We start from the raw sequence: 11,384 nt of genomic DNA, 5'->3' as shown, positions 1-11,384 counted from the left end.
TCGCCCCGCCCCTCATCCGCGCCGCGCCCCCCCACCCTGTGGCGGCGTCCGACCCCCCCTACACCGGCCCCACCTGCGGCGCGATCTGGACCGCAGGTCGGCACGCGGGCGGTGGGTGGCACGTGTGTGGTGACCTGCGGCGCGATCTGGACCGCAGGTCGGCACGCGGGTCAGGCGAGGGCGGTCTCGGCGGTCGCGAGGAACAGGTCGTTCTCCTCGGGGGTGCCGATCGTGACCCGGACGCCCTCCGGGTGGAAACCGCGCACGATCACGCCGCGGCTCTCACAGGCCGCGGTGAACCCGGCGGTCCGGTCACCGAGCGGCAGCCAGACGAAGTTGGCCTGGCTGTCCGGCACGTCGAGGGAGAGCTTGCGCAGCGCCTCGGTGACGCGGGTCCGCTCCGACACGACGACGGCGCACCGGCGGCGTACCTCATCCTCCTGATCGAAGGCGGCGAGCGCCGCGGCCTGGGCGACCAGGCTGGTGGAGAAGGGGGTGACGACCTTGCGGACGGCGGCCGCGACCTCGGGCTGGGCCACCAGGTAGCCCATCCGCAGGCCGGCCAGGCCCCACGCCTTGCTCATGGTGCGCAGCACCACCACGTTCGGCCGGTCGCCGTAGGTGGCCAGGGCGTCCGGCACCTCCGGGTCGGTGACGAACTCCCGGTACGCCTCGTCGAGCACCACCAGCACGTCGGACGGCACGTCGGCGAGGAACCGGTCGAGCTCGGCCCTACGCAGGAACGTGCCCGTCGGGTTGTTCGGGTTGCAGACGAAGACGAGCCGGGTCTGGTCGGTGATCGCGGCGGAGATGGCGGCCAGGTCGTGGCCGTGCTCCGCGGTGTTCGGCACGCGCACGCTGGTGGCACCGGCGCCGGCCGCGATGATCGGGTACGCCTCGAAGGACCGCCACGAGTAGACGACCTCGTCACCGGGCAGGCAGGTGGCCTTGACCAGGATCTCGGCCAGCGCTACCGAGCCGCAGCCGGTGATCACGCGAGCCGGGTCGACGCCGAGCCAGGCGCCGATGCGGTCGCGCAGCTCGACGACGCCCATGTCCGGGTACCTGTGGACGGTCCGGACCGCCTCGGTGACCGCCTCGGCCACGCCTGGCAGCGGACCGAACGGCACCTCGTTGCTGGCGAGCTTGACCGCCTCGGCGATGCCCAGCTCGCGGGCCAGGTCGGCGACGCTGCGACCAGGTACGTAGGCGGGCAGCGCGTCCAGGTCGGCGCGGGTGAGGCGGGTCATCGGGATCCTCCGGGTTTGATGGTCGGTGGCACGCCGCCCGCGGGCACGTCCACGACGACGGTGGCCGCCGCTTTGTCGTGCCAGGCCTGACGCAGGCGGGAGTCGAAGACTGGCGACAACGCATACAGGAACTGGATGACCAGGCCGACGCCGCACGACCAGAACAGTGTCCACATACCGAGCCGGGCCCAGCGGGTGAATGCCCGGGCGAAGCCGATCTGCCCGGGTTTCTCCATCGGGACGACCTTGATGCCCATGATCCGTTTGCCGATGGTCTGGCCGCTGTTGCTGATCGCCGGCGCCTCGTAGGCCAGCCAGAGCAGGGTGGCGATGATGACGATCGCGATGGTCAGCGTCTGCATCCGCGGGGTGCCCCGCTGGGCCACGGGCACGGCGACGCCGGTCGCCGCCTGGTCCATGATGTCGCGGAAGATCGGCATGAAGTCCTGTAGGTACAGGTACACGAAGTAGCCGTTCACCACGACGTTGAGCATCAGCACCGCGACGATGTCGATGAGCCGCGCGGTGAGCCGTTTGCCGAGCGGGGCCAGCGTCATCCCGTGCGGCCGGACCTCGGGCATCGGGTACGGATACGGGTACGGGAAGGGCTGAGCCGGCGGATACGCCTGGGACTGCTGCCAGCCGGGCGGCGGCTGCAACCCGGGCGGCGGCTGCCAGCCGGGCGGAGGCGGCGGCTGCGGAGCCCAACCGGGCGGCGGGCCCACTGGCGGGCCGGCAGGCGGACCGGCGGGCGGACCGACCGGCGGCGCGGCCGGCGGACCGGCGGGCGGAACGGGCGGCGCCGGGGGCGGGCCCCACCCGGGCGGGGGCTGGCCCCAGGCGGGTGGCGGCGGCCCGGCGGCCGGGGTGGCCGGCGAGGTGGGCTGCGGAGACGGGTCCGGCGCCGGGGGCTCCGGCTCGGCCGCGGGCGGGCCGTCCGGTGGCACGGCGTCGGCCGGGATGGCCTTGCCCAGCCAGCCTTCACCGTCCCAATAGCGCTGGGTACTGGTGTCGGCCGGGTCCTTGTACCAACCCGCGGGAACGGAACTCATGCGCAAACCTTTACCACGACAGCCTGACACTTCCCTGCGCCGCGGTCGCCCGCCGCGAGGGCCTGATCACAAGTGTCCCAGGCGGCCTGACAGTGGCGCAGCCCACGGCCATGAGCAACCCTTCCGATGATCGATGGTCAACGTGTGCAATCGGTGCGATAGGTTCCGGTTGTGGGTGAGCAGACTGTCCAGCTCGATGCGCTCGACGCGCGCCTGATCGCGATGCTCGCGGCCGAGCCGAGGATCGGTGTGCTGGAACTCTCCCGGCGGCTCGCGGTCGCGCGCGGGACGGTGCAGGCGAGGCTGGACAAGCTGATCGCGCGGGGCGCGATCAAGGGCTTCGGACCCGAGGTGGCGCCCGATGCGATCGGGTTCGGCGTGATGAGTTTCGTGACGCTGGAGATCAGTCAGCGGTACGGCCACGACGCCGTCGCCGAGCATCTGGCGGAGATTCCCGAGGTCCTGGAGGCGCACACGATCACCGGCAGCGGCGACATCCTGTGCCGGATCGTGGCCCGGTCGAACGCCGACCTGCAACGGGTGATCGACCAGATCGTCGGCTACGAGGGCATCGTGCGGGCGCATACGATCATCGCGCTCGCGGAGCTGATCCCGTACCGGACGGTGCCCCTGGTCAGGTCGGCAAGTCACGCATAGCGTGACGACACGGTCATTCCGCGCTAAGCCCTTCCGGGATCGAAGGTCATTACCCTGCCCGCATGGCCTCGGCAGGCGGTTCCTGGAAGGGACTCTGGATGGTCACCGTCGCCGCGGTGGCCCTCACCGTCCTGGCCACGACCCACACCTGGAACCCGTTCCCGCAGCTCTGGTCGTGGATCACCACGAGCGGACCGGTCGCTCCGGGCACCCGCTGGCAGGCATCTCTCGGCGGCACCCCGCAGAGCGTGGCCATCGCCGGTGACGCGGTGATCGTCGAGTACCGGACGTCGGTCGAGGCGTACGGCCTGACCGCCGCCGTGAAACTGTGGTCGTCCGACGCCGACTGGGCCGCGGTCGCCGGCAAGGGCGCCAACGCGGTGGTGGTGACCGGCCGCCTGCTGACCAAGGGCTACCAGGTGGTCGACCCGTCCACCGGCGCGATCCGGCGCTCGGACACCGTGGCGTCGGCGGTCTGGACCTACCAGGACGCGATCGTCGACCTGAGCTGCGGCGGGGGCGACGACTGCCGGCTCACCGCCTGGGATCCGCGGTCCGGCAGCCAGCTGTGGACCGTCGGCACCGGCAGCATCGGTTTCGTCCTGGACGCCGCCAACCCGGACCTGCCGGACACCCGGCGGCTGGTCTCCGGCTCGGTGGACGACGACGTGGCCGGCCCGCCGGTGCTGCCGGGGCTGATCGGGCTGCCGCACGACGGCGAGATCCGGGTGATCGACACGGCCACCGGGCGGTTGGTGCAGACCTTGCGGCCGGCCAGGGACCAGCGGGTCGCGGTGGTCGGCGGGCGGGTGCTCACGGTCACCGGCACGGCCCGGGACGGCACCTGCTACTACGGCGTGGTCGGCGGCAGCCCGAGCGGTGAGAAGGTGTGGCAGCGGGACGGGCTGAACCTGCGGACCGCGGACAACGGCTCGGCCTGCGAACAGGATCAGGATCCGGCCGGCGGGTACAACGTGGTGCTCGGCGTCGACCCGTACGGCCGCGAGGTTCTGATCAACGGCTATGACGGGCGGAATCTCTGGTACGGCGACAAGGAGTCCACGGTCCTCGCGGTCGACGACACCTACGCGGTGATCCGGAAGGGTCAGTCGATCCGGGGATATTCGTTCACCAAGGACCGGAACGTGTGGCGCCAGGAGGACCGTCCGGACGCCGGGGCGGCGCTCACCCCGTATGCCGCGATCGTGGCTTCCAAAGGACGGGTGACCGCACTGGGCCTCAGCACCGGTACGGTTCGTGCCGATGTGCGTACCGATGCGAAGGTTTTCACGGTGGGTCCGGACGGCATGATCCTGGTCGCCGGCCGCGACATGGCGTATCTGCCGTTCGCCTGAAAAGCGGAGCGCCGGGGATGGGTTCGCGTCGCCCCGCCCCGCTGGCCTAATCTTTCGGTTCATGAGCTCCAGCGCCGAATTCAGGTACTCGCCGCTCCTGCCGACCGGCGACGACCTGACCGAGTACCGCTTGGTCACGGACGAGGGTGTCGATGTGGTCGAGGGCCCCGGCGGGCGACGGTTCCTGACCGTCGAGCCGGCCGCGCTCACCCAGCTCACCGCGGAGGCGATGCACGACATCGCGCACTACCTGCGGCCCGCCCACCTGACCCAGCTGCGCAACATCATCGACGATCCGAAGGCGTCGGCGAACGACCGGTTCGTCGCGCTGGACCTGCTGCGCAACGCGAACATCGCGGCTGGCGGCGTGCTGCCGATGTGCCAGGACACCGGCACCGCGATCGTGATGGGCAAGCGCGGGCGGCACGTGCTGACCGACGGGACCGACGAGGCGGCCATCGCGCTCGGCGTCTACCAGGCGTACACCCGGCTCAACCTGCGGTATTCGCAGCTCGCCCCGATCACCATGTGGGACGAGAAGAACACCGGGACCAACCTGCCGGCCCAGATCGAGCTGTACGCCGAGGACCCGGGCGGCCACCCCGACGCGTACAAGTTCCTGTTCATGGCCAAGGGCGGCGGCTCGGCCAACAAGTCGTACCTGTACCAGGAGACGAAAGCGCTGCTCAATCCGCAGCGCATGATGCAGTTCCTGGACGAGAAACTGCGTCTCATCGGCACCTCGGCCTGCCCGCCGTACCACCTGGCCGTGGTGATCGGCGGCACCAGCGCCGAGCACGCGCTGAAGACCGCGAAACTGGCCTCCGCGAAGTACCTGGACAACCTCCCCACCTCGGGCACCATGCTGGCCCACGGTTTCCGTGACGTGGAGCTGGAGGCCGCGGTCCTGGAGCTGACCCGCGACTTCGGCATCGGCGCCCAGTTCGGCGGGCGGTACTTCTGCCACGACGTCCGGGTGATCCGGCTGCCCCGGCACGGCGCGTCCTGCCCGGTCGCGATCGCGGTGTCCTGCTCGGCCGACCGGCAGGCGGTCGCCAAGATCACCCCGTCGGGTGTCTGGCTGGAGCGGCTGGAGACCGACCCGGCCCGCTACCTGCCCGACGTCGACCTGGAGTCGTCGCCGGTCGTCAACATCGACCTGAACCGGCCGATGGCCGACATCCGCGCGGAGCTCAGCAAATACCCGGTGAAGACCCGGCTGTCGCTGACCGGCCCGCTCGTGGTCGCCCGCGACATCGCGCACGCCAAGATCGCCGAGCGGCTCGACGCCGGCCAGCCGATGCCGCAGTACCTGCGTGACCACGCGGTCTACTACGCCGGCCCGGCGAAGACCCCCGAGGGGTACGCGTCGGGTTCGTTCGGCCCGACCACGGCCGGCCGGATGGACTCCTACGTCGAGAAGTTCCAGGCGGCCGGCGGCTCGATGATCATGCTGGCCAAGGGCAACCGGTCCAAGCAGGTGACCGACGCCTGCCAGACCTACGGCGGCTTCTACCTCGGCTCGATCGGCGGCCCGGCCGCGCGGCTGGCCCAGGACTGCATCCGCCACGTCGAGGTGCTGGAGTTCCCGGAGCTCGGCATGGAGGCGGTCTGGAAGATCGAGGTCGAGGACTTCCCCGCCTTCATCGTCGTCGACGACAAGGGCAACGACTTCTTCGCCGACGTCACCAAGCCGAACCCGACCTTCAGCATCGGCCGCCGCTGACTGCCTCGATCCTGTTGACTTCCGCGGTCATGGGCGTGCCGGAGGTCAACAAGATCGGGTTCGGTCAGGAGGAAGCCGACGGGGCAGCGGACGCCGGCGTCGACGGGGTCTCGGCGGCTCGCTTGACACCGCAGTAACCGGCGACCGGGCTGATCCAGGTGGTGATCTGCTGCTGGAGTGAGCCGTCCAGGTCCTTGGTGCTCTTGATGCCCTTGATGTAGCTGAGGTCCTTGGCGCTCGCCTCGATGCGCTGCGCCGATGTGGCGGCCACCGACTTGAGCTCGGGATCGGGCGCGTTCGCGGTCTCCTTGCGGATCTGCGTGCCGATCACCTTCAGTTCGGTGGCGGCCTGCTTCTCCGCCTTGGTGGCGTTGGCGGTGTCCTTCGCCTCCTTGTGGGCGATCATCTTGCCCAGCGCCTCGCCGAAGTCACCGAACTCGGTGGTGAACACCTTGTCCAGCCGCTCGCAGGCCTGAACTGTCTCGGCCGTGAAATCGGGCGCCGCGGACGACGCCTCAGGTGTCGGGGCCGAGGCCACGGCGGGTGTGGTGACAGCCGGCGCGGCGGTGTCCTCGTTCTTCGCATCGTCGCCACAGGCGGCGCTGGTGACCAGCACACCGCCCGCTAGCACGGCCAGGATGGCGCGTCGCATCGGGGATTCCTCTTCGTCGGGGTCATCCAAACCCAGTCGACGGTACGTAACGAAGCCAGCGACGTCCAACTCTGTGTGATCGCTGAGATACGAACAGCCCGCTCGTGGCGTACCCCGAGCGGGCTGTCTCTCCCCCGTTGAAGCTGGGCCGTCCCGCCACATTCTGGGGGCGCTCTTTGGAAGCATCTGCGGCGAGCCGGCACTGGGGAGAAGGGTGCCGTAGGCCGCTATCGATTCTCTGTCGTTCCGCTCTTGAAGATCTCGGTAGGCTTCGGTCGCGAGCGCACAGGACGGGGATGGCTACTTTGCGCTACCACATACTAGGAACACTCTCGGTGACGAGAGATGAACGTCCGGTAGCGGTGACGGCCGGGCGTGATCGGGTCGTGCTCGCGATGATGCTCCTGCACCCGGGGCGCATCGTGAGCCTGGGCGAGCTGACCGAGGCGATCTGGGGCGCCGATCCGCCGGCCACCGCGCGGGGCCAGGTGCAGACCTGCGTGTCCCGGCTGCGGCGCGGCCTTCCGGCCGACGCGATCATGACCGACCCGGCGGGGTACGGGATACGCGTCGAACCGGGTGAGCTCGACTCGGAGCGGTTCCTCACCCTGGTCGACACCGCCCGGTCGGCGTCCGGGGCCGGGGCCGCGCGGGCGGCGTACCGGGAGGCCCTCGATCTGTGGCGCGGTCCGGCGTGCGCGGAGATCGACGCGTCGGCGGTCCGGCAGGCGGCGGCGATGCTCGACGAGCGGCGCGCGGTCGCCATCGAGGACGCGATGAACCTGGAACTGGCCGCCGGCCGGGCCCGTGAGCTGCTCGGCGAGCTGGCCTCGCTGGTGGACCGGTTCCCGCTGCGGGAGCGCCTGCGTGGCCAGCTGATGATGGCGCTGTTCCAGTCGGGGCGGCGGGCCGACGCGCTGGCCGAGTTCCGGCGGGCCCGCGACGTGCTGCGTGCCGAGCTGGGCATCGAACCCGGCCGCGAGCTCCAGGACCTGCACCGCGACATCCTGGCCGGGGCGGTGCCCGAGGTCCCGGTTCCGGCAGCGGTGATACCGGCCGGCGGGGCGATCCGATGCCTTCCTCGTACGGTCAGCGACTTCACCGGTCGTACCGAGCAGGTCGATCGCCTGATCGCCGGGATCGAGGCGGCCCAGTCGGCGGGCCCGGTGGTCGCCGTCCTGGACGGGATGGCCGGCAGCGGCAAGACCACCCTGGCGCTGCACGTCGCCACCCTGATCGGCGAGCAGTTCCCGGACGGGCACCTCTTCGTCGACCTGCAGGGCCACAGCGAGCAGGACCCGGTCGACCCGGCTGCGGCGCTGGTCGTCCTGCTGCGCCAGCTCGGGCACAGCGCCGAGGAGATCCCGCCCGAGCCGGTCGAGCGGGTCGGGTTCTGGCGTACCCAGGTGGCCGGTCGTCGCCTGTTGATCGTCCTGGACAACGCGGCCACCAGCGCCCAGATCGCCGACCTGCTGCCGACCACACCGGGCAGCCTGGCGCTGGTCACCGGCCGCCGCCGGCTCGCCGGGCTGGACGGCATCCAGCTGGAGTCGTTGCCGGTGCTGGCCCACGACGAGGCGATGGCGCTGCTGGAACGGATCGTCGGGGAACGGGTGCGGGGCGACCCGGACGGGGCGGCCGAGGTGGTCCGGCGCTGCGGCGCCCTGCCGCTGGCGGTCCGGCTGGCCGGCGCCCGGCTCGCCCACCGGCCCCGCTGGCGGGTGTCCGACCTGCTCAGCCGGCTCGGCGAGTCGGCGCTGCCGGAGCTGGCGGCCGAGGACCGTACGGTGGCCGGCGCCTTCACCCTCACCTACCGGCAGCTGCCGCCGCCGCTGCAACGGGTGTTCCGGCTGCTCGGCGTGTATCCGGTCGGCACCGTCGACGACCTGGCGACGGCCGCCCTGGCCGGGCTCCCCCTGGACGACGCCCGGGACGCGCTGGACGAGCTGGTCGACGTGCACCTGCTGGAGGAGCCGGAACGCGGCGTCTACCGGATGCACGACCTGATCCGTGAGTACGCCGGGATGCTCGCCGCCGACCTGCCCGGACCCGACCGGCACACGGCCCTGACCGGGGTGCTCGACCTGGAGCTGCACGCGCTGATCGCCGCGGTCGCGTCCAGCCACCACGACGTGCTGAACCGGGATCTCGGCTGGCCACGCCCGGACCGCCCGGACCTGGTGGTGGCGCTGGAGGACCCGTACACCCGATTGGAACGGGCCCGACCGGTCCTGGCCGCCCTCGTCGACACCGCCGGGGCGGCCGGGCTCCTCGGATATGCCTGGCGGATTCCGCGCGCCGCCTGGCAGCCGCTCTTCTTCCGCGGCTACATGGACGACATCCGCGACCTGCACCAGCACGCGATGAACTGGATCGAGTCGTCAGGCGACCGGGCCGCGATCGCCACCATCGCCAACTACCTGGCCTCGGCCTACTCGCGGGGCGGCGAGCACGGCCCGGCCGAGGAGTACCTGCTGCTGGCCATCCGGCTGCGGCAGGAGCTCGGCGAGGCCGGCGCGGTCGCCACCAGCTACGGCAACCTGGGCACGCTCTATCAGTCGCAGGGCCGGTTCGCCGAGGCGATCGAGGCGATCCACACGTCCCGCCGGATCGTGGCCCGGCAGCGGATGCAGACCTCCTCGGCCGGTCCGCTGGGCACCCTGGCCGCGGTGCTGGGCCGGCTCGGCCGCTACGACGAGGCGTTGCACTACGCCCGGCTCCGGCTGATCGCGGTGATCGAGCACGAGGAGGAGGGGCCGCTCGCCCTCTCGATCCTGCTGCTCCAGCGCCTGAAGTACGCGTCCGGCCGGATCGGTGTCGACACCGCCCACCGGTACGTCGACGTGGCCCGGCGGCTCGCGATCCGCAGCGGCTCCCGGTCGATCATGGCCGACCTGCACAACGACCGGGCCCGCCTGTTCCGGGACGCCGGCCGGTACGCCGACGCGTGCGCCGAACACGGCCGGGCCCTGGACATCGCGGTCCGGATGCGTGACACCAGGCACGAGTCCGAGTTCAGCCATGCCCTGGCCACCACCCTGCGCCGGGCCGGGGACGTGCCGGGCGCCCGGGAGATGTACGCGCGGTCGCTCCGGCTGGCCACGGCCGGGCAGATGGCGTACTCCATCGCTCGTGCCCAGGCCGGACTGGCCGCCTGCCTGGACCCGGACGATCCGGAGGCGGCCGGCCTCCGGGGGAGGGCCGCCGTGCTGTTCCGGGAGATCGGGATCTCAGGCGAACTGCCGGACGTCGAGAGAGGATGGTCCGGTGACGACTGACGAGAACGGTTTCCGGATCGAACGCGACACGATGGGCGAGGTGCGGGTGCCGGCCGCCGCGCTGTGGCGGGCGCAGACCCAGCGCGCGGTGGAGAACTTCCCGATCTCCGGCCGCGGCCTGGAGCCGTCCCACATCCGGGCGCTGGCCCGGATCAAGGGCGCCGCCGCCCGGGTCAACGCGAACCTCGGCGTGCTGGAGAAGGATCTGGCCGAGTCGATCGCGACGGCGGCCGCACACGTGGCCGGCGGAGGTTACGACGACCAGTTCCCGGTCGACGTCTTCCAGACCGGCTCCGGCACCTCGTCGAACATGAACGCCAACGAGGTCATCGCCACCCTGGCCAGCCGTGACCTGGGCCGCCCGGTGCATCCGAACGACCACGTCAACGCCTCGCAGTCGTCCAACGACGTCTTCCCGTCCTCGATCCATCTGGCCGCCACCGAGGCGGTCAGCGCCGACCTGATCCCGGCGCTCGGCCACCTGGCGGTGGCGCTGAGCGCCAAGGCGGAGACCTTCAAGACCGTCGTCAAGAGCGGCCGCACGCACCTCATGGACGCCACTCCGGTCACTCTGGGCCAGGAGTTCTCCGGGTACGCACGACAGGTCACCAACGGCGTCGAGCGCCTGCGCGACACCCTGCCCCGGCTCGGTGAGCTGCCCCTGGGCGGCACCGCGGTCGGCACCGGGGTGAACACGCCACCCGGGTTCGCCGCGGCGGTGATCCGGCTGCTGGCCGAGGAGACCGGCCTGCCGCTGACCGAGGCCCGTGACCACTTCGAGGCGCAGGGCGCCCGGGACGCGCTGGTCGAGGCGTCCGGCCAGCTCCGGGTGATCGCCGCCGGCCTCTACAAGATCGCCAACGACATCCGCTGGATGGGTTCGGGTCCGCGGGCCGGCCTGCGCGAGCTGCGTCTGCCCGACCTCCAGCCCGGCTCGTCGATCATGCCGGGCAAGGTGAACCCGGTGGTGCCGGAGGCGGTCCGCCAGGTCGCCGCCCAGGTCATCGGCAACGACGCGACGGTCGCCTTCGCCGGTACCCAGGGCGACTTCGAGCTCAACGTGATGCTGCCGGTGATGGCCCGCAACGTGCTGGAGTCGATCCGGCTGCTGTCCGCGGTGGCCCGGCTGTTCGCCGACCGCTGCGTCGACGGCCTGGAGGCGGACGAGGAGGTCACCCGCGGCTATGCGGAGGGCTCGCCGTCGATCGTCACCCCGCTCAACCGCTACCTCGGCTACGACGAGGCGGCCGCCGTCGCCAAGCAGGCGCTGGCCACCGGCCGGACGATCCGCGAGGTGGTGATCGAGCGCGGGCACGTCGGCAACGGCACTCTCACCGAGGCCCAGCTGGACGAATCGCTCGATGTTCTTCGGATGACAAGGCCGTAAAAAAGAGCCGCCAGGAGCTTGCGTACG

General features: G+C 71.4%; 8 protein-coding genes. 5 read left to right on the top strand and 3 right to left on the bottom strand.

Annotation, left to right across the window (positions count from 1 at the left end; all coding sequences use genetic code 11):
- Positions 1 to 170 precede the first annotated feature (170 nt).
- Both hisC and AB0E94_RS28430 read right to left on the bottom strand, forming a co-directional pair.
- Entirely contained in the window at positions 171 to 1,250 is a 1,080-nt protein-coding gene (hisC, locus tag AB0E94_RS28435; RefSeq protein WP_360331939.1) for a histidinol-phosphate transaminase, read from the bottom strand.
- The gene (locus AB0E94_RS28430) at positions 1,247 to 2,302 is read right to left on the bottom strand and encodes an RDD family protein (RefSeq protein ID WP_360331935.1); all 1,056 of its coding nucleotides are present in this window, start codon (positions 2,300 to 2,302) and stop codon (positions 1,247 to 1,249) included. The genes hisC and AB0E94_RS28430 overlap by 4 nt, the downstream gene beginning before the upstream one ends.
- Before the next feature lie 171 nt (positions 2,303 to 2,473).
- Between AB0E94_RS28430 and AB0E94_RS28425 the strand changes: the two genes are divergently transcribed.
- The 3 genes from AB0E94_RS28425 to AB0E94_RS28415 all read left to right on the top strand — a co-directional run bounded on the left by AB0E94_RS28425 (position 2,474) and on the right by AB0E94_RS28415 (position 6,040).
- Entirely contained in the window at positions 2,474 to 2,959 is a 486-nt protein-coding gene (locus AB0E94_RS28425) for an Lrp/AsnC family transcriptional regulator (protein WP_360331932.1), read from the top strand.
- 62 nt (positions 2,960 to 3,021) lie between these two features.
- Positions 3,022 to 4,314, top strand: a complete 1,293-nt coding sequence (locus AB0E94_RS28420) for a hypothetical protein (protein WP_360331929.1) — start codon at positions 3,022 to 3,024, stop codon at positions 4,312 to 4,314.
- A 61-nt stretch (positions 4,315 to 4,375) separates the two neighbouring features.
- Positions 4,376 to 6,040: a fumarate hydratase gene (locus tag AB0E94_RS28415; RefSeq protein WP_360331926.1), complete on the top strand. Its 1,665-nt coding sequence runs from the start codon at positions 4,376 to 4,378 to the stop codon at positions 6,038 to 6,040.
- 64 nt (positions 6,041 to 6,104) lie between these two features.
- Here the strand turns inward: AB0E94_RS28415 and AB0E94_RS28410 are convergent, their stop codons facing one another.
- Positions 6,105 to 6,692, bottom strand: coding sequence for a hypothetical protein (locus AB0E94_RS28410; RefSeq protein WP_360331923.1), 588 nt, complete (start codon positions 6,690 to 6,692; stop codon positions 6,105 to 6,107).
- Positions 6,693 to 7,027: 335 nt separating this feature from the next.
- On the opposite strand from AB0E94_RS28410, the gene AB0E94_RS28405 reads away from it, so the two are divergent.
- Together AB0E94_RS28405 and AB0E94_RS28400 are read left to right on the top strand one after the other, a co-directional pair.
- Positions 7,028 to 9,970, top strand: a complete 2,943-nt coding sequence (locus tag AB0E94_RS28405) for a BTAD domain-containing putative transcriptional regulator (RefSeq protein WP_360331920.1) — start codon at positions 7,028 to 7,030, stop codon at positions 9,968 to 9,970.
- Entirely contained in the window at positions 9,960 to 11,357 is a 1,398-nt protein-coding gene (locus AB0E94_RS28400; protein WP_360331917.1) for a class II fumarate hydratase, read from the top strand. The genes AB0E94_RS28405 and AB0E94_RS28400 overlap by 11 nt, the downstream gene beginning before the upstream one ends.
- The last annotated feature ends 27 nt before the right edge of the window (positions 11,358 to 11,384 follow it).

This window comes from Actinoplanes sp. NPDC026670 (assembly GCF_040638175.1).
Lineage (GTDB): Bacteria > Actinomycetota > Actinomycetes > Mycobacteriales > Micromonosporaceae > Actinoplanes.
Note: the sequence above shows the minus strand (reverse complement) of the source record. Positions and strands in the feature narration are given on the sequence as shown.

Coding starts and splice junctions, on each gene's coding strand:
- AB0E94_RS28415 (WP_360331926.1), top strand. CDS start 4,376: ATGAGCTCCAGCGCCGAATTCAGGTACTCGCCGCTCCTGCCGACCGGC.
- AB0E94_RS28420 (WP_360331929.1), top strand. CDS start 3,022: ATGGCCTCGGCAGGCGGTTCCTGGAAGGGACTCTGGATGGTCACCGTC.
- AB0E94_RS28430 (WP_360331935.1), bottom strand. CDS start 2,302: ATGAGTTCCGTTCCCGCGGGTTGGTACAAGGACCCGGCCGACACCAGT.
- AB0E94_RS28410 (WP_360331923.1), bottom strand. CDS start 6,692: ATGCGACGCGCCATCCTGGCCGTGCTAGCGGGCGGTGTGCTGGTCACC.
- hisC (WP_360331939.1), bottom strand. CDS start 1,250: ATGACCCGCCTCACCCGCGCCGACCTGGACGCGCTGCCCGCCTACGTA.